Annotated in this window: 16 protein-coding genes; 7 read left to right on the top strand and 9 right to left on the bottom strand. The window is 65.2% G+C overall.

Going from position 1 to position 23,437, the window contains the following annotated elements:
* Positions 1-38 precede the first annotated feature (38 nt).
* Positions 39-359 carry a hypothetical protein gene (locus RRU_RS12500; protein ID WP_014626374.1) on the bottom strand — a complete coding sequence of 107 codons (321 nt, stop codon included), beginning with the start codon at positions 357-359 and terminating at the stop codon, positions 39-41.
* Positions 360-466: 107 nt separating this feature from the next.
* Positions 467-2,263 carry a PHA/PHB synthase family protein gene (locus tag RRU_RS12495; RefSeq protein WP_011390166.1) on the bottom strand — a complete coding sequence of 599 codons (1,797 nt, stop codon included), beginning with the start codon at positions 2,261-2,263 and terminating at the stop codon, positions 467-469.
* Between the two features lie 296 nt (positions 2,264-2,559).
* On the opposite strand from RRU_RS12495, the gene RRU_RS12490 reads away from it, so the two are divergent.
* The 5 genes from RRU_RS12490 (at position 2,560) to recJ (ending at position 9,519) form a co-directional block, all read left to right on the top strand.
* Complete coding sequence (locus tag RRU_RS12490; protein WP_011390165.1) at positions 2,560-3,603, top strand: OmpA family protein; 1,044 nt, start codon at positions 2,560-2,562, stop codon at positions 3,601-3,603.
* 163 nt (positions 3,604-3,766) lie between these two features.
* Entirely contained in the window at positions 3,767-5,008 is a 1,242-nt protein-coding gene (locus tag RRU_RS12485) for an LL-diaminopimelate aminotransferase (RefSeq protein WP_011390164.1), read from the top strand.
* Positions 5,005-6,297 carry a homoserine dehydrogenase gene (locus RRU_RS12480; RefSeq protein WP_011390163.1) on the top strand — a complete coding sequence of 431 codons (1,293 nt, stop codon included), beginning with the start codon at positions 5,005-5,007 and terminating at the stop codon, positions 6,295-6,297. Before RRU_RS12485 ends, RRU_RS12480 begins: the two co-directional genes overlap by 4 nt.
* Before the next feature lie 234 nt (positions 6,298-6,531).
* The gene (gene glpX, locus RRU_RS12475; protein ID WP_011390162.1) at positions 6,532-7,539 is read left to right on the top strand and encodes a class II fructose-bisphosphatase; all 1,008 of its coding nucleotides are present in this window, start codon (positions 6,532-6,534) and stop codon (positions 7,537-7,539) included.
* A gap of 159 nt (positions 7,540-7,698) precedes the next feature.
* Positions 7,699-9,519: a single-stranded-DNA-specific exonuclease RecJ gene (gene recJ, locus RRU_RS12470; RefSeq protein WP_011390161.1), complete on the top strand. Its 1,821-nt coding sequence runs from the start codon at positions 7,699-7,701 to the stop codon at positions 9,517-9,519.
* A gap of 18 nt (positions 9,520-9,537) precedes the next feature.
* Here the strand turns inward: recJ and RRU_RS12465 are convergent, their stop codons facing one another.
* The 6 genes from RRU_RS12465 to rpe all read right to left on the bottom strand — a co-directional run bounded on the left by RRU_RS12465 (position 9,538) and on the right by rpe (position 19,323).
* A complete protein-coding gene (locus tag RRU_RS12465) occupies positions 9,538-10,125 on the bottom strand; it encodes a GNAT family N-acetyltransferase (protein WP_011390160.1) in 588 nt (195 codons plus the stop codon).
* A 101-nt stretch (positions 10,126-10,226) separates the two neighbouring features.
* The gene (locus tag RRU_RS12460) at positions 10,227-14,132 is read right to left on the bottom strand and encodes an EAL domain-containing protein (protein WP_011390159.1); all 3,906 of its coding nucleotides are present in this window, start codon (positions 14,130-14,132) and stop codon (positions 10,227-10,229) included.
* A 303-nt stretch (positions 14,133-14,435) separates the two neighbouring features.
* Positions 14,436-16,484: a transketolase gene (gene tkt / locus RRU_RS12455; protein WP_011390158.1), complete on the bottom strand. Its 2,049-nt coding sequence runs from the start codon at positions 16,482-16,484 to the stop codon at positions 14,436-14,438.
* A 61-nt stretch (positions 16,485-16,545) separates the two neighbouring features.
* Complete coding sequence (locus RRU_RS12450; RefSeq protein ID WP_011390157.1) at positions 16,546-17,424, bottom strand: phosphoribulokinase; 879 nt, start codon at positions 17,422-17,424, stop codon at positions 16,546-16,548.
* A gap of 102 nt (positions 17,425-17,526) precedes the next feature.
* Positions 17,527-18,636, bottom strand: a complete 1,110-nt coding sequence (locus RRU_RS12445) for a class 1 fructose-bisphosphatase (RefSeq protein WP_011390156.1) — start codon at positions 18,634-18,636, stop codon at positions 17,527-17,529.
* Positions 18,637-19,323, bottom strand: a complete 687-nt coding sequence (gene rpe, locus RRU_RS12440; RefSeq protein WP_011390155.1) for a ribulose-phosphate 3-epimerase — start codon at positions 19,321-19,323, stop codon at positions 18,637-18,639. It lies immediately after the preceding gene.
* Positions 19,324-19,481: 158 nt separating this feature from the next.
* Between rpe and RRU_RS12435 the strand changes: the two genes are divergently transcribed.
* On the top strand, positions 19,482-20,429 hold the full coding sequence (locus RRU_RS12435) for a LysR family transcriptional regulator (RefSeq protein ID WP_011390154.1): 948 nt from the start codon (positions 19,482-19,484) through the stop codon (positions 20,427-20,429).
* Between the two features lie 124 nt (positions 20,430-20,553).
* Entirely contained in the window at positions 20,554-21,954 is a 1,401-nt protein-coding gene (locus RRU_RS12430) for a ribulose-bisphosphate carboxylase (RefSeq protein ID WP_011390153.1), read from the top strand.
* Positions 21,955-22,071: 117 nt separating this feature from the next.
* On the opposite strand, the gene RRU_RS12425 is transcribed toward RRU_RS12430, so the two are convergent.
* Positions 22,072-23,265 (bottom strand): OpgC family protein, encoded by a 1,194-nt coding sequence (locus RRU_RS12425; RefSeq protein WP_014626371.1) that lies wholly within the window; start codon positions 23,263-23,265, stop codon positions 22,072-22,074.
* Positions 23,266-23,437: the final 172 nt, after the last annotated feature.

Below are 23,437 nucleotides of genomic sequence, written 5' to 3'. Positions count from 1 at the left end.
GGAGTCGACCGAAACGGCGGCCGGTTCTTTTTAGACGCTCAGCGCAGGGTCGGGCGGGGGGCGATCGGCGGCTTTGGGGTAGAGTCTTCTTCGGGCCAGACGGTGGCGTTGGGGCGGGCGAGCGGCGAGGATTGGGCGCCCCGGCGGTCGAGCGCGGCGCCGTGCTGGATCTGGCGGGCGAGGTCGTCGCAGAAACGGCCGCGGCCGCTATCGCCATTGGGCAGGGCGGCGGCGCGGCGGGCCTCGGTGTCGCATTTGGCCCGATAGGCCTCCATCAAGGCCTCGCGGTCCTGGGCCAAGGCCAGGGGGGCCGCAAGCAGCAGGGGCAGGGCCATCAGAACCGCCAGAGAACGCGTCATCACCATTCCTTGAAACACCCGTTTAAGAAAAACGCCCGGACGGCCTTGTCAGCCATCCGGGCGCCGAGTGTGACTCATCTCGAAGCGCGAGGAAACCCGAAGCGATTCTAGCCGGCGCGCACCTTCACGTAATCGCCCGGGGCGTCGCCCAGCACCGGCACGCCGGCGTCGCCGGGAACCCGGGCGGGAACCTTGCCCTCGGTGAACTTCTCGACCCAGGCCTCCCAATCGGTCCACCACGAGCCGTCGGTCTGGCTGGCCTTTTCCAGCCAGGATTCGGCATCCTTGGCCTTCTTGGTATTGGTCCAGAAGCAGTATTTATTGGCCGAGGGCGGATTGACCACCCCGGCGATATGGCCCGAGGCGGCGAGAACGAAGCGCACCGGGCCGCTGTAAAGCTGGGCTCCGGCGAAGGTCGAGCGCCAGGGGGCGATATGGTCTTCGCGGGCGCTGACGAAATAGCTGGGCGTGCGGTTGCGCCGCAGGTCGATGGGCACGCCAAGCAGCGTCACGCCGCCGGGGTCCTTCAGCACGTTTTCCTGGTACATCTTGCGCAGATAGAAGCTGTGCATGGCCGCGGGCATGCGGGTGCTGTCGGCGTTCCAGTACAAAAGATCGAAGGGGAAGGGATCCTTGCCCATCAGGTAGTTATTGACGACGAAGGACCAGATCAGATCATTGGCGCGCAGCATGTTGAAGGTGGTGGCCATCTCGCTGCCATCGAGATAGCCGACCTTGTTCATCTTGCCCTCAAGGAAGGTCAGGCTCTGGTCGTCGATGAAGATCCCCAGTTCGCCGGGCTCGCTGAAATCGAGCATGGCGGTGAAATGGGTGGCCGAGGCGATGCGGTCGGACTGGCCCTTGGCTTCCAGATAGGACAGAACGCATCCCAGCAGTGTGCCGCCCAGGCAATAGCCGATGGCGTTGACCGAGTCCTCGCCGGTGATCGTCTTGATGATATCAAGCGCGGCCAAGGGGCCTTCCACCATATAGTCTTCGAAGGACTTGGCGGCGAGATCGGCCTCGGGGTTGACCCACGAAATGACGAAGACGCTATGACCCTGATCGATCGCCCATTTGATGAAGCTGTTCTTGGGGCGTAGATCCAGGATGTAGTACTTGTTGATCCAGGGCGGAATGATCAGCAGGGGCCGCTTGTGGACCTGTTCGGTGGTCGGGGTGTATTGAAGAAGCTCCATCAGGCTGTTGCGGGCGATGACCTTGCCCGGGGTCGCCGCCACGTTCACCCCAACCTCGAAGGCGCTTTCATCGGTCATCGAAATGCGCAACTGGCCCTTGCCGCGCTCCAGGTCGTGGAGCAGGTGCTCTAGGCCCTTCACCAGATTTTCGCCGCCGCTATCAAGGGTTTCGCGGATCACTTCCGGGTTGGTTAGGGCGAAATTCGACGGCGCCATGGCATCGACGAACTGCCGCGTATAGAAATCGACCTTCTCGGCGGTATGGCGATCCATGCCGTCGACATCACGGACGACGCCCTGCATCCAGCGCGCCGTCAGCAGGTAGGTTTGCTTGATGAAATCGAAGACCTCGTTGTTGTCCCAGGCCTCGTCCTTGAACCGCCGATCGCCCTGGGCCGGGGTGGCCACCGGATGGGCCTCGGCGCCCATCATCCGCAAAGCCGTGGTCTGCCACAACGCGAGGTAGTCTTGCCACAGGCTCATCTGGGCTTCGACCAGGCGTTCGGGGTGGGACATCATCTGCCGGGTCATATCAAGGAAGGCCTGCCCGATATTCATCGGATCATCCATTCCCCCGGTCGGACTGGTCGCCTGGCGGGTCATGAAATCGGTGACGAGTTTCTGGCTGCGTTCTGCGATATCGGCCATGGTCTTGCCGATCCGCGCCGGATCGGGAGGGGTCTTCTCGCTGCCCTGATTGGCCATGTTGATGTCCTTGCGCGAAGGGGAGAGGGTAGAAGGGTTCCTGGACTGAAATGCTATGTGGTTTGTCCTGACGTTCCCGCAAGACGGGTGAGCTTGGTCGTGCCACTCATCGGACCGGGTGGGCGTGGATAATCCCAGGGGTTGCGTTCCCTATTAGGCTATACCCCATTTGGCTTGAATGTGCTAAGGGTCAAAACAATGAAAACGGCATAAGTTGCAGGGTTTTTTTGTTCATTCGCCTGAGCCTTGCCCCTACACTCTGCCACAGCGTAGTTGAACTGGAGTGCGTAAGAGTCATGACACGTGGGATGCCGGGGAGTCATCGACGCGGCGCGGCCTGGGCCGTGCTCGTCGGAACCATCGTGGCCGGAGGGCTGGTGATGGGCGGATGCTCGTCCGATAGCCCAGCCGGCGAGCGGGCGGAGACCGCCCCGGGGGATTTCCCCGATGTCAACAAGGTGCCGACCAGCCGGCCGCAGCCGCCCACCCTGGACGAACTCAACAGCGTCACCGAAGGCTTGGTCGCCGACCGCGAGGCCTCGCGCCATGCCCGCCAGGGCACCCGCCGCGCCCCCCAGGAAATCGACGCGCCGGTCTCCGAGACCCCGGTTTCCACGCCGCCCCGGGAAGCGACCGAGGTCGGCACCATGCTGGGCGTCGGTCCGGCGGCGCCCTCGACGGCGGCCGCCGCGCCAACCCCGGTGTCGCAGCCTTTGCCCGCCCCGGCGGGCGCGTCCGGTCAAACGATCACCCGGGTCGCCCCGGGAACGGTGGCCAATGCCCCGGCCGGTTCGCCCGGACCGGCCGCTGTCGCCGCCCGTCCCTCGGCCGCGCCGACGTCCGTGCTCCCGGCCTCCGAGGCACCGGCGATGCCCGCCGTCCCCGGATCGGGAACGGTGGTCATCGATTCCGCCGGCGTCCACCAGGAAAACTCCCTGCAAGGAAGCGCGGTGCGCAGGCTTGACGAGGCCGCCGCCCTGGCCGGCGGGGGAGCGAAGGTCGGCGTTGTCTATTTCGCCTCGAGCTCGTCCGATCTCGACAACAACGACTTGCGCGTGATCGCCGAGATCGCCGATTATCAACGCGAGAACGGCGGCGTGCTGCGCGTCATCGGCCATTCCTCCAGCCGCACCGGCGACATGGATCCGGTGAGCCACAAGATTCTCAATCTGCGGGTTTCGGCCGAGCGCGCCGACGCGGTGGCCCAGGCGCTGATGAGCGCCGGGGTGTTTCCGGCCAATATCGTCGTCGGCGCCGTGGCCGACGATCAGAAGGAATACCGGGAAGTCATGCCCTCGGGCGAGGCCTTCAATCGCCGGGCCGAGATCTTCCTCGAATAGATCGTCATCGTCAGCCCTTTCCGGCGACGATGATCGGGCCGGGGAGACGACGGGCCTCCCCGTACCGGATGAGCTTTCCGCCCGCGTTTGCCCCCGATTGGCTATCGCGCGAGAGCGTGCGACAGGATAAAAAGGGGGCCCTCTCAAACGGAATGAACCAGCCATGGACCATGATTTCTACCGGATCAAGCGCCTGCCGCCCTATGTCTTCGCCGAAGTGAACGCGATGAAGGCCCGGGCACGGGCCGCCGGTGACGATATCATCGACCTCGGCATGGGCAATCCGGACCAGCCCACGCCCCAGCATATCGTTGACAAGCTTTGCGAGGCGGCGACCAACCCCCGGGCGCACGGCTATTCGATGTCGCGCGGCATCCCCGGGTTGCGCAAGGCGCTGGCCGGCTATTATGCCCGGCGCTTCAATGTCGAGCTTGATCCCGAAACCGAGGCGATCGTCACCCTGGGCTCGAAGGAAGGTCTGGCCAACCTCGCCCAGGCGATCACCAGCCCCGGCGATATCGTGCTCGCCCCCAATCCCAGCTATCCGATCCACGCCTTCGGCTTCATCATCGCCGGCGGCGCGGTGCGCCATATTCCGGCCAAGCCCGGTCCCGAATTCCTTGAGGCGATGGAGCGCGGGGTGCGCCATTCGGTGCCCAAGCCGGTGGCTGTGCTGATCAACTTCCCGTCCAATCCCACCGCCTATGTCGCCGATCTTGATTTCTATGGACAGGTCGTTGATTTCTGCCGTCACCATGGTATCTGGATCCTGTCGGACATCGCCTATTCCGAGATCTATTTCGATCACAAGCCGCCGCCCTCGGTGCTGCAGATCCCCGGGGCCAAGGAGGTGGCGATCGAATTCACCTCGCTGTCCAAAACCTACAACATGCCGGGCTGGCGGATCGGCTTCGCCGCCGGCAACCGCCATCTGATCGGCGCGCTCACCCGCATCAAATCCTATCTCGACTATGGCGCCTTCACCCCCGTCCAGGTGGCGGCGACGGCGGCTTTGAACGGACCGCAAGACTGCGTCGAGGATATCCGCACGCTGTACCGCGAGCGCCGCGACGTGCTGATCGACGGGCTGGCCCAGGCCGGGTGGGATATTCCCTCGCCGCCGGCCAGCATGTTCGCCTGGGCGCCGCTGCCCAAGGGCTTTGAGCATCTGGGATCGCTGGAATTCTCCAAGCTGCTGATGCGCGAGGCCAAGGTGGCGGTCAGTCCCGGCGTCGGCTTTGGCGAATACGGCGATAGCCATGTGCGAATCGCCCTGGTCGAGAACAAGCACCGCATCCGTCAGGCGGTGCGCAATATCAAGGCCTTCCTGGGCGGTGGCCAGGGGGGCGAAACCGGCCTGGGCGCCAAGGGCGAGGACAAACAGAAGGCGGACGAAGCGGTATGAATGATCCTTTGAAAGTCGCCGTCGCCGGCCTGGGAACGGTCGGCGCCGGGGTGGTGAAGCTGCTGGCCGACCACAAGGACCTGCTGGCCGCCCGCGCCGGCCGGCCGGTGGTGGTCAGCGCCGTTTCGGCCCGCTCGCGCACGCGCGATCGCGGGGTCGATCTGTCGTCCTATGCGTGGTTCGATGATCCCGTCGCCCTGGTCCGCGAGGCCAAGGCCGATGTGGTGGTCGAACTGATCGGCGGATCGGACGGCCCGGCCAAGGCCGTCTGCGAGACCGCCCTTGATCTTGGCCGGCCGGTGGTGACCGCCAACAAGGCGTTGCTCGCCCACCATGGGCTGGCCCTGGCCGCCCGCGCCGAGGCGACGGGGGCGGGGCTGTGGTTCGAAGCCGCCGTGGCCGGCGGCATTCCGATCATCAAGGCCCTGCGCGAAGGCTTGGCCGCCAACCGGATCGACGCCCTTCACGGCATCCTCAACGGTACCTGCAATTATATCCTGACGACCATGCGCGAAAGCGGGCGGGATTTCGCCGACGTGCTAGCCGAGGCCCAGGCTTTGGGCTATGCCGAGGCCGATCCCGGCTTTGATATCGACGGCATCGACGCCGCCCATAAGCTGGCCCTTCTCGCCAGTCTCGCCTTCCATGTTCCGGTCGATCTGGGTGGGGTGAGCATTCAGGGCATCCGCCATATCTCGTCGCTCGATATCCGCTTCGCCGATGAACTGGGCTATCGCATCAAATTGCTGGCGATGGCCCGGCGCACCGCCGAGGGCGTGGAACAGCGGGTGGCGCCGGTGATGGTGCCCCTTGACGCGCCGCTCGCCCATGTCGAGGGCGTCAATAACGCCGTGGTCACCGAGGGCGACTTCGTGGGCCGCAGCGTGTTCCAGGGGCGCGGCGCCGGGGCCGGTCCGACGGCTTCGGCCGTGGTCGCCGATCTGATCGATCTGGCGCGCGGCCATAAGGTTCCGGTCTTTGGCGTGCCCAGCTCGGCGCTGAGCGTTCTGCCGCGCGCCGAGCCCGAGGATCATGTCGGGCGCTATTACGTCCGACTGATGGTCGTTGACCGGCCGGGGGTTTTCGCCGAGGTGGCGGCGGCGTTGCGCGATGAACAGGTCTCCATGGAATCCGTTCTTCAACGCGCCCGCGATCCCGGCGAGACGGTGCCGGTGGTCATGACCCTTCATGACACCGGCGAGGCGGCGATGACCCGGGCCCTGGCCCGCATCGGGGCGATCGACGCCATGGTCGAGCCGCCCCGCGTCATCCGCATCGAACAGTTCTAGAGCGGCGAGCGGAGACGGAAACAGCGATTTTCCGTCTCTTCGCCGCTCTGATCTGGTGAAACGAGAACAAAATCTCCGCGTGACATGGGCCTCATGGAGCGTGGTTTGCTTTAGGGCAAATCCCCGAGCGATCTGACGCCGATCGCAACGACGATTTGCTTCACTTTTAGGAACGGCCAGCCCGGCGTGGCTCTGACGGCCCGCCCGGGCGTCCCTTTGTCAGGAGTAAGGCCCTTGTCCAGTGTCGCGTCATTTTCCGCCGATCCCGTTTTGTCCGCCGCCCTTGATCGCAATCTGGCCCTTGATGTGGCGCGAGTGACCGAGGCGGCTGCCATCGCCGCCGCCCGTTACATGGGGCGGGGCGACGAGCGGGCGGCGGATCTGGCGGCGACGGCGGCGATGCGCGAGGCGCTGACCACCGTGCCGATGGCCGGGACGATCACGCTGGGCGCCCTGGCCGATCCCGACGACGGTTTGTTCCGCCTGGGCGAAGGCGTGGGCAACGGCACCGGGCTGTTGATCGATGTCGGCGTTACCCCATTGGAGGGGGCGACGATCTGCGCCATGGGGGCGCCCAACGCCACGGCCTGCATGGCTTTGGCCCGCAAGGGCGAATTGCTGGCGGTGCCGCCGGTCTATATGGAAAAGATCGCCGTTGGTCCGGGGGTGCCCGAGGGCTGCCTCAGCCTGGATGCCGATCCGGCCGAGAACATTCGCGCCCTGGCCAAGGTGCGCGGCGTCCCGGCCGAGGCGCTGCTGATCTGCGTGCTTGACCGCCCGCGTAACGAGGCCCTGGTCGACCGGGTGCGCTCGACCGGGGCGCGGATCACCCTGATCTCCGATGGCGACGTCTCGGGCGCGGTGGCCGTCGGCCTGCCCGAAACCGGGGTTGATATGTATATGGGATCGGGCGGGGCGGCCGAGGGCGTGTTGGCCGCCGCCGGTTTGCGGTGTTTGGGCGGGGTTCTTCAGGGCCGGTTGATGGTGCGCGGCGACTCCGAGAAGGCCGCCGTGCGGGCGGCCGGCATCACCGATCCCGACCGCATCCTGACCATGGCCGATATGGTGCCGGGCGAGACGATGTTCGCCGCCACCGGGGTGACCGACGGCGCCTTGCTGCGCGGCGTGCGGCTCCACGCCGGCAGTGCCCGTTCCTCGACCCTGGTGATGCGATCGCGCACCGGAACGCTGCGTTTTATCGACACCCGCCACGATTTGTCGAAGCTGAGCGCCGATCGGTAAGGCAATTCCCGAGCGGTCCGGACCGGACCGCGACGGCGATTCGCGTCCCGATCAGTCTGTCAGGGCGGCGGGCGGGGACTAGGTTTCCCCCGCGCCGTTCTCACCCGGGGACGGGTCAGTCCGCTTGCCGGGGGATCGCCGCCGGGGTAGTGTCGGCCCATGACCGATATTCTGACTCCGGCGGCCCCGCCCGCCCTTCCGACCCGCGATGCCGCATTTCTCGGGGTCGAGCGTTCGCGCGGCGGCCGGCGATGGGTCTTGCGCCCGGGCGATGAGCGACAGGCCTTGGCGATCAGCCAGCGCCTGGGGGTTCCCGAGGTTGTTGGTCGGGTTCTGACCGGTCGCGGCGTCCAGGTCGAGGAGGCCGACGGTTTTCTCACGCCGACGTTGCGCGCCCTGCTGCCCGATCCCGGCCATCTGCTGGATATGGACAAGGCGGTGGCCCGCCTGAGCAAGGCGGTGCGCGACAAGGAGACGATCGCCATCTTCGGCGATTACGACGTCGACGGGGCGACCTCGACGGCCCTGATGCACCGCTTCTTCCGCAGCCTGGGCGCCCGGGTGCTGATCCATATTCCCGACCGGGTGCTTGAGGGCTATGGCCCCAATGCTCCGGCCCTGGAGGCCTTGGCCGCCAAGGGGGCGCGGGTGGTTCTTACGGTCGATTGCGGCATCAGCGCCTTTGACGCCCTGCGCGCGGCCAAGGCGGCGGGGCTTGATGTCGTTGTTTGCGACCACCACGAGGCGCGCACCGAACTGCCCGCCGCCGTCGCCGTGGTCAATCCCAAGCGCCTTGATGAGGCCAGCCCCCATACCCACCTCGCCGCCGTTGGCGTGGCCTTCCTGATGGCGGTGGCGATCAACCGCGATCTGCGCGACAGCGGCTGGTTCGCCGCCGAGCAGCGGCCGCCGCCCGATCTGATGGCCTTGCTCGATCTGGTGGCGCTTGGCACGGTTTGCGACATGGTGCCGCTGATCGGCGTCAATCGCGCCCTGGTCCAACAGGGGCTGAAGGTGATCGCCAAGCGCACCAATCCCGGCATCGCCGCCCTGGCCGAGGTGTCGGGCGTGCGCGACCGGGTCGACGCCTTTCATCTGGGATTCATGCTGGGGCCGCGGGTCAATGCCGGCGGCCGGGTGGGGCAGGCCGGCATGGGCGCGGCCCTGTTGTCGAGCGAGGATCCGCTGGAATGCCTGGATTTCGCCCGCCAGCTTGACGCCTTCAATGGCGCGCGCAAGGAAATCGAGGCGGCGGTCCTGCATCAGGCGATCGAACAGGTGGAAGCCGCCCCTGCCAATGATCTGCCGCTGGTTTTCGCCAGCGGCACCGATTGGCATCCCGGCGTCGTCGGCATCGTCGCCAGCCGGCTCAAGGAACGCTATGGCTTGCCGGCCTGCGCCGTCGCCCTGGATGGCGGACTGGCCAAGGGGTCGGGCCGCTCGGTCGGCGGCGTCGATCTTGGCCGGGTGGTGATCGCCGCCCGCGAGGCCGGCGTGCTTGAGGCCGGGGGCGGGCACGCCATGGCCGCCGGTTTCAGCTTGCGCACCGATCGCCTGGAGGAGTTTCGCCAGTTCCTGGGCGAGCGGCTGAAGGATCAGGTGGCGGCGCTCGCCCTGGTCGCCTCGCTCGATCTCGATGGGGTTCTCGATGTGCGCGGCGCCAATGCCCAATTGGTGCGCGCCCTGTCGCAGGCCGGCCCCTATGGCTCGGGCAATCCCGAACCGCGCTTCGCCGTCGCCAATGCCCGCGTCGGCAAGGTCGATGTCGTCGGCATGGGCCATGTCCGCTGTTTCCTCAACGGTCCCTCGGGGGGCTCGTTGAAGGCGATGGCTTTCAAGGCCGCCGATTCCGAAATCGGCCACGCCCTGCTCACCGCCCATGGCGCCTCGCTGCATGTGGCGGGAACCCTGCGCCTCGATAGCTTCCAGGGGCGGGAGACCGTCGTCCTGGTGGTTGACGACGTCGCCCCCTGCTCCTGAAAACGGGTTTTCTCTTTCTCAGCGGAAGGTCGGCGGACCCGAGGGCGAGGCCGGGCCTTCGTCGGCCGGCGGCTGGTCGGATCCGGCGCCCAGGGTGATCTGGTAATAGAACACATCAAGCCAGCGCCCGAATTTCCAGCCGACGGCGGCGATCATCCCGGCCTCGCGGAAGCCCTGGCGCAGGTGAAACTGGCGCGAGGCAGTATTGTCGGCATCGCCGATGACGGCGATCACCTGACGGAAGCCGCGCTCGGCGGCCTCGGCCAGCAGCCGGGTCATCAACGCCGCGCCGACGCCGCCCCGCCGGCACTGGCTATCGACATAGATCGAATTCTCCAGCGTCGCGCGATAGGCCGGGCGCTTGTGATAGGGGCCGGCATAGGCATAGCCGACGATCCTGGGCGGAGCGCCTTCGCCGCTTTCCTCGGCCACCAGCACCGGATAGCCACCCTCGACCAGGGTGCGCAGGCGGCCGGCCATGTCATCGACACTGGGGGGGACGTTTTCAAAGGTCGCCGTGCTGGTCAGGACATAGGGCGCATAGATCGCTTGAATGGCCAAGGCGTCGTCATCGGGCCGCGCCGGGCGGATGGTCAGGGTGGTCAAGGCTGGTGTCTCCGGGGGAGAGGGGGCGGGACGGGGCTGTTTTCCCCGCGCTTTTCCGTTTAGTCCCTTCGTGGCCCCCGGGCAAGCCGGGCAATCCGGGCTCAGCGTAGGGCGAGCCACTTTTCCAGGGCGGCGGCGGTGATCGGCCGGCTGAACAGATAGCCCTGGGCGCTGTCGCATTGCTTGCGCGACAGGAAATCAAGCTGATCGGTGGTTTCCACCCCTTCGGCCAGGACATGGAGCTTGAGCGTGCGCCCCATGGCGATGATCGTCGCGGTGATCTCTTCGGCGGCGGCATCGCGCGGGATATCGCGCACGAAGCTTTGGTCGATCTTGATCTTATCGATGGGGAAGCGGCGGAGGTTGGCCAGCGACGAATAGCCGGTGCCGAAATCATCGATCGCCAGCCGCACGCCCAAGTGCTTAAGCCCGGTCATCTGGGCCTCGGCGGCGGCACCTTGTTCCATGATGGCGCTTTCGGTGATTTCCAGCTCAAGGACGCTGGCCGGCAAGCCGGTTTGTTCAAGGACCCGGCGGACCAGGGCGGGAATGGCGTGGTCGCGGAACTGGCGGGGTGACAGATTGACGGCCAGCACCGTCAGGGGCATGCCCTGGCTGCGCCAGCGCTGCATGGTTCGGCAGGCTTCCCCGAGCACCCATTCGCCCAAGGGAACGATCAACCCGGTGTCTTCGGCCAGGGGAATAAAGCGGTCGGGGGGAATAAGCAGGCCGTCGCCGCCCGCCCAGCGGACCAGCGCCTCCACCCCTTCGACCTCGCCGGTCCCCAGCGCGATCAAGGGTTGGTAGTGGAGGAGAAAATCCCCCTGTTCCAAGGCGTGGCGCAATCCGGCCTCCAGGCCAAGGCGGGCGGAGATCCGTTCGGTCAAGGTCCGGGTGTAAAATCCATAAGCCCCCCCTCCGGCGCCTTTGACCTGGCCCAGCGCGGTATCGGCATGTTGGAGCAAGGTATCGGGGTTGTCGCCGTCTTCGGGGAATAGGCTGATGCCAACGCTGCCGCCGATGCAAACCTCGGGGCCTTCGCTCAACCGGCAGGGTTCGCGCAGGCGCTCGAGCATGGTGAGGGCGATCGTGCCGACGGCCGGGATGCCATCGATGTCTTCAATCACCGCGACGAATTCATCGCCGCCCAGGCGGGCGAGGGTGCCGGTATCGCCCAGGCAGGCGGTCAGGCGCGCCCCCAGGGTGCGCAGCAAGGTATCACCTGCCCGGTGACCCAGGCTGTCGTTGATCATCTTGAAGCGGTCAAGGTCGAGAAACAACACGGCGCACCGCCCGCCGGTGCGCCGCGCCCGTTCGATCGCGTGATCGAGGCGGCTGCGCAACAGCAGGCGGTTAGGCAGGCCGGTTAGCGGATCGTGGTGGGCGAGGTGGTGGAATTTGGCTTCGGAATGCTTGATCCGCGACAGATCGGAGAAAATGCCGATGTAATTGGTGACTTCGCCCTGATGGTTGCGCACCGAGCTGATGCTGAGCCATTCGGGGAAAACCTCGCCATCGCGGCGGCGGTTCCAGATTTCCCCGCGCCAGGATCCGATGGTCAGGACGTCTTGCCACAAGGCGACATAGAACTCGCGGTTTTGGCGACCCGATTGCAAGATGCGGGCGTTGCGCCCCAGAACCTCGGCGGCTTCATAGAGGGTGATCTGGCTGAAGGCCGGATTGACCGCCAGGATCGAACCTTTGAGGTCGGTGACGAAGATCCCCTCCATGCTGTTGGAAAACACCGCCGAGGCCAGCAGCAACTGAAGTTCGGCCTCCTTGCGGCTTTGGATGTTTTCGACCACCGAGATGAAATAGGCCGGGGCGTTATGGATGTCGCGCACCAGGGAGACGGTCAGGTTGATCCACAGGCTTTCCCCCGTTTTGCGGATGTAGCGCTTTTCGATGGTATAGGTGTCGATCTGGCCGGCGAGCAGGGCCTCCATCTGGCGAAGATCGGCCCGCAGGTCATCGGGATGGGTGATGTCTTGGAAGCTGAGCGTGAGCAACTCGTCGGGGGGATAGCCGACGATATCGCAGAGCTTGTGGTTCACCCGCAGCCAATGGCCATCGGGATCGAGATGGGCGATGCCGACGGCGGCTTGTTCGAAGGTGGCGCGGAAGCGGGCTTCGCTCTCGCGCAATACCATCTGCTTGCGGCGGTGGTCGGCGATCAGCCCATCGGCGCGGGCCAGCAGTTCCAGGCGGGAAAACGGTTTGAACAGATAGTCCTGCACCACGCCGCGCAGCATGCGCGCGCGCATGGCCTCATCGGCTTTGGCGGTGAGCATGATGATCGGAATATCGCTGGTCAGACCATCCTGACGCAGGGTGTCGGCCATGGTCTCGCCGCTCATCCTTGGCATCATGACATCGCTGATGATCAGATCGGGCAGGGTTTCGTGGGCCTTCTCCAGCCCCTCCTGGCCGTCGAAGGCCGAGATCACCCGATAGTGTCCAGCGACGATCTCGCTGACAAAGGCGTTCATGTCGGGGTTGTCCTCCACGACAAGAACGAGCGGGGCGTTGATGCCGACGCCGCCAGCGGGCCCGCTGGCGGGCCCGCTGGCGGCGGCAGACGGGGCGAGGTCCGTCAGGCGGTCCTCGCCCTCAAGCCCCTTATCGATGTCACGATAGAACCCCGGGCCTTCGGCCAGGGTGTCGCCGATTTCGGGATAGACCGCGACGTCGGGCGGGGCCTTTTTGGGCAGGACGACGGTGAACGCCGCCCCGCCTTCCGAGGCCTGCCCGATGCTCACCTCGCCGCCGTGGAGATCGACGAATTCCCTGACGATGGCCAGACCAAGCCCGGTTCCGCCATGGCGGCGGTCGCTGCCGCCATCGACTTGGCGGAAGCGCTCGAACACGGCGGTCCACATGCTTTCGGGAATCCCCGGCCCGTTGTCGCTCACCCGCAAGATCACATCATCGCCGCGATCGATCAGCGACACGGTGATCTCCCCCTGGTTGGGGGTGAATTTGAAGGCGTTGGACAGAAGGTTGAGCAGGACCCGCCGGAACTTTTCCGGATCGATCTCGGCCCAAAGGACGGCGGGCGCCTCCAGGGTGAAGGCGATGGCCCGTTCCTCGGCCAACGAGTCGAAGTGCGACAGGGCGAAGCGGCAGAGCCGGGTCACATCGGTGCGGACATATTGCATCCGCATCTGCCCGGCTTCGAGTTTAGCGATATCAAGCAGGTCGTTGACGTGGCGGAGCAGCAGTCGGGCATTGCGCGCCACCATATCAAGCACCCGCTTTTCGGCCGGGGCGAGCGTCGGGTCCTCCTGACGGCTGGTGACCGGCCCGAGGATCAAGGTCAGCGGGGTGCGCAGCTCGTGGCTGACGTTGGCGAAGAACTGGGTTTTGATATCATCGAGTTCGCGGGTTTTTTCGTAAAGGATCGCCAGTTCTGAATTGGCTTCCTTCAATTTCAGGTTTGATTTGGCGACTTCTTTGGAGCGCTGAAAGATTTCCGCTTCCATCTGCCGGACGATGTCGTCCTTCCCGCCCTCGGCGAAATCCTGTTGCCCGGAGGAAGCATAGTATTCGGTTAGATCCTGGGCATAGTGAACGATGTAGACGACCGCGCCATCGGCGCCAAGCACGGGGGTATTGATCGGACTCCAATAGCGCAGCTCGAAGTCGCCCGCCCCGCCGCCCGGCTTGCGCACGTCATACTTCTGAATGGACATCACATCCTGGGTCCGGCTTGACAGGACGCGCAGGAGCGAGGCCCGCAGATTGCGCACGCCCTCGCTGACCGGATCATTGGGGTTGTCGGGAAAGACCTCGAATATGCCCCGGCCAAGGATCTCGCCGCGACGGGTCAGCGTCGCCTGAAGGTAGGCGTCATTGACGGCGGCGATCTTCAAGTCCGCGTCCAGAATCAGATGGGGGCCCGGAAGCGCCCTGAAAATCGCCTCGAAATCGGCCCCTCCCTCGGGATGGCGCTCCGCCTGATCCGAGGGGAGGTCCGGCCTCGCGTCATCTGTCGTCGAAGGGATCATGAAAGCCCGTCCCAGATGAAAGATCCCTGGCTTCGGCCGGAGGTGGACCACATGCCGTTTCTCGGCGGTGTCTCATCCATCGGCTTTCTCCTTAGCACCGGGTCTTCGAGATCGATTGAAGGGGCGTTACTATTCTGTCCATCTATTCAACCGAAGGCTTCGTTTTAGATGGGACTCCTTTTTTAAAAAAAAAGAACCCCCCTGGGCGAGAGGCCTGGGGGGGTAAGGTTGCGGTGGGTCTTGGTGCGCGTCGAGGGGATGACCCGCAGCGCCACCGCGAGTGATTGGGTCCGAAAGGGGCGGCTATTTCGCGAGCAAGTCGCGCAGCCGGGCGGCGACCGCCGCCGGGGTGAAGCCGAAATGGGCGAACAACTCGGGCGCCGGGGCGGATTCGCCGAAGCGGTCCATGCCGATGACCGCGCCTTCAAGGCCGACCACCTTCCACCAGGGATCGGGATGGGCGGCTTCGACGGCCAGACGGGGCAGGTCGGGCGGCAGAACCGCGTCGATCCAGTCCTTGGGCTGGGACAAAAACAGCTCGAGACAGGGAACCGACACCACGTTCACCGCGATCCCTTCGCCATCGAGCAGCGCCTGGGCGGCGGTGGCGAGGCCCAGCTCGGAGCCGCTGGCCAGGATGATGGCGCGCGGCTGGGGACGGGCCGACAGCGTATAGCCGCCGCGCGACGCCGCCGCCCGGCGGTCGCCGTCAAAGCTTTGGGCCGGCAGGTTCTGGCGCGAGAGCAACAGGGCCGAGGGGCCATCGGCGCGGCGAAGCGCGGCGCTCCAGGCGACAGCGGTTTCAAAGGCGTCGCCGGGGCGCCAGACGGCCAGATTGGGGATCAGGCGCAGCGAGGCGGCGTGTTCGACCGGCTGATGGGTCGGCCCATCCTCGCCCAGGCCGATGGAATCATGGGTGAGAATATGGATGACCCTCCGGCGCATCAGGGCGGCCAGACGAATGGCGTTGCGCGAATAATCGGAAAACACCAGGAAGGTGCCGCCAAAGGGAATGAAGCCGCCATGCAAGGCCATGCCGTTGAGAACGGCGGCCATGCCGAACTCGCGCACGCCCGCCGACAGATAGCGCCCGGCCGGACCGTCGTTGATGCGCGCCGCCCCCGGCCAGTCGGTGAGGTTCGACCCGGTGAGATCGGCCGAGGCGCCCAGCAGCTCGGGCAGGGCCGGGGCCAGCCGGCGGATGGCGAGCTGGCTGGCCTTGCGGCTGGCGACGGTTCCCGCGGCGATCAGATCGGCAAACAGCGCCTCTTCGGTCTGGGCGAAATCGGCGGGGAAGGTGCTCGCCAGCCGCCGCTCGAACTCGGCGGCAAGCTCGGGATAGGCGCTTTGGTAAGCCGCGAAGCGTGCGCGCCATGCCGCTTCCAGCGCCGCGCCGGCCGGGCGGGCGTCACAGGCGGCGCGGATATCCTCGGGCACCTCGAAGGGCGCATAGGGCCAGTTCAGGCTTTCGCGCATGGCGGCGATTTCGGCCGCGCCCAGCGGCGCGCCGTGGACATCGTGGCCGCCGGCCTTGGTCGGCGCGCCCTGGCCGATCACCGTGCGGCAGCAGATCAGGGTGGGGCGCAGGGCGTCGGCCTTGGCCTCGGTCAGGGCGAGGGACACGGCCGAGATCTCGTGGCCGTCGACGCCTTCGATCACCTGCCAGCCATAGGCGCGGAAGCGCGCCGGAGTATCGTCGCTGAACCAGCCCTCGACCGCGCCATCGATCGAGATGCCGTTGTCGTCATAAAGGCAGATCAGCTTGCCCAGGCCCAGGCGACCGGCCAGGGACGCGACCTCGTGGCTGATCCCTTCCATCAGGCAGCCATCGCCAAGCAGCACCCAGGTGTGATGGTCGACGATGGCATGGTCGGGACGATTGAAGGTCTCGGCCAAAATCTTCTCGGCCAAGGCGAAGCCGACGCCATTGGCCAGCCCCTGGCCGAGCGGCCCGGTGGTGGTTTCAACCCCCGGGGTCTGGTCGACCTCGGGATGGCCCGGGGTGCGGCTGCCGAACTGGCGGAAGGCGGCCAGATCGGCGGCGCTCAGGTCATAGCCGGTCAGATGGAGCAGGGCGTAGAGCAGCATCGAGGCATGGCCGTTCGACAGCACCACCCGGTCGCGGTCGGGCCAGGAGGGATTGGCCGGATTGTGATGGACCACGCCGCCACCGTTGACGCCCCATAGCGCCACCGCGATATCGGCCATGCCCAGCGGCGCGCCGGGATGGCCGGATTTGGCCTTTTCCACGGCATCGGCGGCAAGCATGCGAATGGCGGTGGCCGCCCGTTCGGCGATCTGGGGATCACCGTGGTCGGCGCGGGGCGGCGGGGCGGCGGTGGTGACGGTCATCGGAAACTCTCCCGGGATCCTTGTGGTTTTGTTGGGCGGTTTTCTTGACAGGACTTGGGCGTCAGCGCCCGAGGGCGCGGGCCCGCTTGTCCATGAACCGCCAGATGAAGGGGGTGAAGATCAGTTGCATCGACAGTTCCATCTTGCCGCCCGGTACGACGATGGTGTTGGGGCGCGACATGAAGCTGTCGTTGAGCATGTTGAGCAGATAGGGAAAATCGATGCCCTTGGGGTCGCGGAAGCGGATGACGACGAAGCTTTCATCGGCCGAGGGCACATGGCGGGCGACGAAGGGATTGGAGGTGTCGACCAAGGGCACGCGCTGGAAATTCACATCGGTGCGGGTGAACTGCGGACAGATGTAGTGAACGTAATCGGGCATGCGCCGCAAAATGGTGTCGGTCACCGCCTCGGTGCTATAGCCGCGGGCGGCGCGATCGCGATGGAGCTTCTGGATCCATTCGACATTGATCACCGGCACGACGCCGATCTTGAGGTCGGCGTGCTGGGCGACATCGACCGTATCGGTCACCACGGCGCCGTGCAGGCCCTCGTAGAACAGCAGATCGCTTTCGGGCAGGTCTTCCCAGGGCGTGAAGGTGCCGGGCTCCTGGGCGAAGGGGGCGGCCTCCTCGTCGTTGTGCAGATACAGCCGTCGCCGGCCGCCGCCGGTTTCGCCATAGGTGCGAAACAGCGTTTCAAGCTCCTCGAACAGATTGGCTTCCGGGCCGAAGTGGCTGAAATTGGCGTTGCCCGCCTTCTGCGCCTCGGCCATGGCGATCTTCATGGCCTTGCGATCATTGCGGTGGAAACTGTCGCCTTCGACGACCGCCGCGTTGACCCCTTCGCGACGGAAGATCTGCTCAAAAGTGCGGGTCACCGACGTGGTTCCCGCGCCCGAGGATCCGGTGATGGCGATGATCGGATGCTTAACCGACATACTCGTGCTTCCCCCTGTCGAGCGGTGGTGATCTGACCGCTCTGCCGCTTTTTTGGTGACGATGGTGTAAGCGCCGACGTCCCCGGTCGGCGGTACGCCGCTTTAGTCGCGGAACAAGCCGCGCTGATTGAACAACGGCGTGGCGAATTCCCGGCGTTGCGGCTCGCGGTAAAGGGTCTCGACCCGCTCCACTTCCACGGCCGACCCGAAGATCAGCGGTACGCGTTCGTGCAAGGACCCGGGCACGAGGTCGAGCATGGTCCGCGTGCCGGTGGTGCAGCGGCCGCCAGCCTGTTCCATCAAAAAGGCCACCGGGGCGGCTTCATAGAGCAGGCGCAGGCGCCCGGCCAGATCGGGGGTCTTGGTGTCGCGGGGATACAGATAGATGCCGCCGCGCAGCAAGATGCGGTGGACATCGGCCACCAGGGCGGCGATCCAGCGCATGTTGTAATCCTTGGACCGCGGACCCGAGCGCCCGGCCAGCAATTCATCGACATAGGCGCGGATCGGCGGTTCCCAGAAGCGGCTGTTCGAGCTGTTGATGGCGAATTCGCCGCTTTCGGGGATCACCGTCATCGACGGGTGGGTCAGAATGAAATCGCCAAGCAGCGGATCGAGGGTGAAGCCGTGAACGCCCGAGCCGATGGTCAGCACGAACATGGTCGAGGGGCCATAAAGGGCATAGCCGGCGGCCACCTGCTGGCGGCCCGATTGCAGGAAGTCGGCGGTCTGCGGGGCTTCGCCGGGGCGGGGCATCGGCAGGATCGAAAAGATCGAGCCGACGGTGCCGTTGATATCGATGTTGGACGATCCGTCGAGGGGATCGAAGACCAGCAGCAAGGTGCCCCGGGCGTAGGACTCGGGGAAGCCCAGAACCTCTTCCATCTCCTCGCTGGCCAGACCGGCGGCATGGCCGGTGCGTTCGGTGGCGCGGACGAAGGCCTGATTGGACATCAGGTCGAGCCGCGCCTGATTCTCGCCCTGGGGATTGACATCGCCGTTATAGCCATGAACCCCGGCGAGCGAGCCCATCGCCGTCATCTTCGAGATGGTCTTGCAGGCCTGGGCGACGTCGAGCAACAAACCAAGAAGCTCGGAATCATCGCCGGCGCGGCCCCGGCATTCCTCGACAAGGAACTGCGCAAGCGTGGTGCGATCGGTGGCGAGCATGGGAGGCCTTTCGCGCGGACGGTCCTGTGACAGAACGGACATTTATGCGGCTTCCTGACCTAATCCACTTTCCGCGGCGCCCCGGATGGAGGCGATGGCCTTGGCCCGGTCACTCGCTCCGAAGATGGCCGAACCGGCCACCAGGATATCGGCCCCGGCGGCGCCGAGCGCCCGGGCATTGGCGGGATTGACCCCGCCGTCGACTTCGATCGCCACCGGCAAGCCGGCGTCGTCGATCCGTTTGCGCAGGGCGGCGATCTTGGGCAGGGCCGAGGGAATGAAGCTCTGGCCGCCGAACCCCGGGTTGACCGACATGATCAGCACCAAGTCGAGGTCTTCGAGGATGTGGTCGAGCAGGCTGAGCGGCGAGGCCGGATTAAGCGCCACCCCGGCCTTCAGCCCGCGCTTGCGAATCATCTGAACGCTGCGGTGGACGTGATCGCTGGCTTCCGGGTGGAAGGTGATCATATCGGCCCCGGCCTCGGCGAAGGAATCGATCAGCGGATCGACCGGCCGCGTCATCAGGTGGACATCGATCGGCAAGGAGGTATGCGGACGCAGGGCGGCACAGACCAGCGGGCCCACCGTCAGGTTGGGCACATAGTGGTTGTCCATGACGTCGAAGTGCAAAATATCGGCTCCGCCGTCGGCCATGGCTTGGGCATCGCGGCCGAGAAAGGCGAAATCCGCGGACAACAAGCTTGGCGCGATACGGATGGCGCGGGTCATGACGGCGTCTCCTGATGGGTGGGAGGGGTTGGGGCCTTGTGAACCCCTAAATCCACCATGGAAATTCTGGCGGGACGGACACATAAACACAACAAAGTTATTATGGCATAGTCTATAAGCTAAACCTTATAGGCCAATCGGCAGGGGAATGATCCGCCATGCGCCACGCCACCTTGCGGCAGATGCAGATTTTCGACGCCGTCGCCCGCCACCTCAGCTTCTCCAACGCCGCCCGGGAACTGGGGCTGACCCAGCCGGCGGTGTCGTTGCAAATCAAGCAGATCGAGGCCCTGGCCGGCTTGCCGCTGTTTGAGCAGATGGGTCGGGTGCTGCTGCTCACCCAGGCCGGAACCATTCTTCTCGGGCATGTGCGGACCATTCTGGCGGCGGTGACCGATGCCGACAAGGCGATGGACGCCCTGAAGGGCAAGCGCGCCGGGGCGTTGCGCATCGGCGTGGTCAGCACCGCCAAATACTTCGCCCCCCGCCTGCTCTCGGTGTTCACCGCCGGCTATCCCGGTGTTGAACTGGGGCTGACGGTGGCCAATCGCGAGCAGATCCTGGGGATGATCCAGGAAAACGCCCTGGACCTGTTCATCATGGGCCGGCCGCCGACCGAGCCGGCGGTGCGCGCCGAACGCTTCGCCCCCAATCCGATGGTGATGGTCGCGGCGTCGGATCATCCGCTGGTGCGGCGCAAGCTGACGTTCCACGATCTGTCGGGGGAAACCTTTCTGATGCGCGAGCCGGGGTCGGGCACGCGCATCCTTATGGAAAAGCTGATGACCGACCATGGGGTGCTGCCCCACCGCATGATCGAGATGTCGAGCAATGAGACCATCAAGCAGGCGGTGATGGCCGGCATGGGCATCAGCCTGCTGTCGCGCAACACCATGAGCCTGGAGCTTTCGGTCGGCCGGCTGGTGATCCTTGATGTGGAAGGGCTGCCGATCCAGCGCGACTGGTATGTGGTGATCCGCGAGGGCAAGCACCTGCTGCCGGTGGCCGAGGCGATGGTGGCCTTTCTCAAGGCGCGCGGCGAGGACCTGTTGAGCGACGCCATCCGCACCCTGCCGCCGCGCCGCAACCGTCATGTCAGCGGCTGAAAAGCGCGGACAACGGAAAGTCGTATAATCTTTTACTTATGGGGAAGTCTAAAACAATAAATTATGGCTTATGGATCGATGGGGGTACAGTGCCCCCCATCGAACATCTAGGGAGAGTCCACCGATGGACCAGTCATCTCGTTACGTCAATCTGGCGCTCAAGGAAGAGGATCTGATCGCCGGCGGCGAGCATGTGCTTTGTGCCTATATCATGAAGCCCAAGGCCGGATATGGCTATGTGGCGACCGCGGCGCATTTCGCCGCCGAGAGTTCGACGGGCACCAACGTCGAGGTCTGCACCACCGACGATTTCACCCGGGGCGTCGACGCCCTGGTCTATGAGGTGGACGAGGCCCGCGAGCTGACCAAGATCGCCTATCCGGTGGCTTTGTTCGACCGCAACATCACCGACGGCAAGGCGATGATCGCCTCGTTCCTGACGCTCACCATGGGAAACAACCAGGGTATGGGCGACGTGGAATACGCCAAGATGCACGATTTCTATGTGCCCGAGGCTTATCGCGCCCTGTTTGATGGCCCGAGCGTCAATATCTCGGCCCTGTGGAAAGTGCTGGGGCGGCCCGAGGTCGACGGCGGTCTGGTCGTCGGCACGATCATCAAGCCGAAGCTCGGCCTGCGTCCCAAGCCCTTCGCCGAGGCCTGCCACGCCTTCTGGCTGGGCGGCGACTTCATCAAGAACGACGAGCCCCAGGGCAATCAGCCCTTCGCCCCCTTGCGCGACACCATCGCCCTGGTCGCCGACGCCATGAGGCGGGCCCAGGACGAGACCGGCGAGGCCAAGCTGTTCTCGGCCAATATCACCGCCGACGATCCCTTCGAGATCATCGCCCGTGGCGAGTATGTGCTGGAGACCTTCGGCGAGAACGCCTCGCATGTCGCCTTGCTGGTCGACGGCTATGTCGCCGGCGCCGCGGCGATCACCACGGCGCGCCGCCGCTTCCCCGATAACTTCTTGCATTATCACCGGGCTGGCCACGGCGCCGTCACCTCGCCCCAGTCCAAGCGCGGCTATACCGCCTTCGTCCATTGCAAGATGGCCCGCCTGCAGGGCGCCAGCGGCATCCACACCGGCACCATGGGCTTTGGCAAGATGGAAGGCGAGTCCAGCGACCGCGCCATCGCCTATATGCTGACCCAGGACGAGGCCCAGGGGCCGTTCTACCGTCAATCCTGGGGCGGCATGAAGGCTTGTACGCCGATCATCAGCGGCGGCATGAACGCCCTGCGCATGCCCGGCTTCTTCGAGAACCTGGGTAATGCCAATGTCATCTTGACCGCCGGCGGCGGCGCCTTCGGCCATATCGACGGCCCGGTGGCCGGGGCGCGGTCGTTGCGTCAAGCCTGGCAAGCCTGGCGGGACGGGGTTCCGGTTCTGGACTATGCCCGCGAGCACAAGGAACTGGCCCGCGCCTTCGAGTCCTTCCCCGGCGACGCCGACCAGATCTATCCGGGCTGGCGCAAGGCCCTGGGCGTCGAGGACACCCGCAGCGCCCTTCCGGCGTAACCGCCTGCCACCAGCCGTCCCGGTTGGACGGCCGGTCAAAGCAGAAGACGCGGAGGCTCTCCCCTCCGCGTCTTTTTTTGAGCTTTTTCGATGGGGCCCGAGATGGGCCTCGACGGGTCAGGTGCGGGCGGCGGCCCTTTGGGCAGTTTTGGCCTTTTGCTTTTGCTCATGCAGCCAAGCCGGAACGGCGAGCAGGGCGACGCCCGACAGCACGATGCCGGTCTTGGCGACCTCGTTGAACTCCTCCGTATAGAAATCAACGAAATACATGGCGAAGACCAGGACCAGATGGAAGGCGTAGACCTGCAGCGAATGGCGGCCAAGGAAGCGCAGGAACTCCATCATGAACAAGCCTTTGAGCACCCAGCCGGCTTTTTGCACGATCGGCGAGGCCGCGTGGGGGCCGCAGATGATCAGCCAGGTCACCAGATAGCCCAGGGCTAAAAAGTTGATCGGATAGATCAGGCTGAAGGTGGTCCGGTGGTCGAGCATCCGGAAGGCCTGGACCACGTGGTCGGGCAGGTAGTCGAAGGTGAAGCCTAGGCGCATCACCATGAAATAGACGACAAGGGCCAGCGAGGTCAGGGCGGGGCCGGGGCGCGAGGCGTCGAACCAGTCGCCGATCTTCAAGGTCCCCTTGGTCAGTCCGGCGCCGATGACCAGACCGGAGACGAAGAGCAACTGCCAGCCCATGGGATTGAAGCCGGCGCGGGTGATGAAATCGGGGGCGACGCTCTGGCCGGCCTCCTCGATGGCAGTGATCAGCAGGGTATGGGCGCCGATCTGGGTCAGCAGCCAGACCGCGATGCTGCCGCCCAGCACCTGAACCCCTTTGCCGTTAAGGGCGAGGCGGATGAGAAAGGGCGTTAGCAGCAGGTACAAGATGTATTGGGGCAGAATATCCATATAGGTCGGCTGGTAGAGCAAGATCAGCGCCCCCATGCCGATGGTCAAAGGATCGCGGAAAAAATCGGCATAGAAGCGTTCCCAGGGCGCGGCGAAGGTCGGAAACACCAAGGGCAGCACAAACAGCAATCCCAGCAGCACAAGGCTGTAGCGATAGAGCAGCCCGGCCCGGGCATAGATCTTGGTGTCCATCTCGAGGCTGCGTCCCTTGAGATAGCCTTTGGCGTAATAGAGCCCAACGATCAACCCGGAGATGAAAACAAACCCCTGGGCATCCTGAACATATCCAAGGGAAGAATGGTTCAACACGCTTATGATCGACCCACCTTGCAGTGTCAGGTGGTTGACCATCATGAAAACGAGGAAATAACCCCGAAATCCATCCAGGATATCTAGTCTTTTCATCTGGCTTCGCCCGCTTTACCGAGGTGTCCCAGCCGGTCCTCCGTCTGGGTCCTTGCGACGTTACTAACGTTGCTTGAAAGCAAGGCGTTCCGGAAAGCGACCGAGAAGGGGAAACAGGGGGGTTCCCCCCGGCCCGGGAAAGCGATTCAAGCGTCGAAATTGTTACAGGATG

This window comes from Rhodospirillum rubrum ATCC 11170 (assembly GCF_000013085.1).
In the GTDB taxonomy this organism is placed as follows: Bacteria; Pseudomonadota; Alphaproteobacteria; order Rhodospirillales; family Rhodospirillaceae; genus Rhodospirillum; species Rhodospirillum rubrum.
The sequence above is the reverse complement of the archived record's forward strand: the minus strand, read 5'-3'. Positions and strand labels throughout refer to the sequence as shown.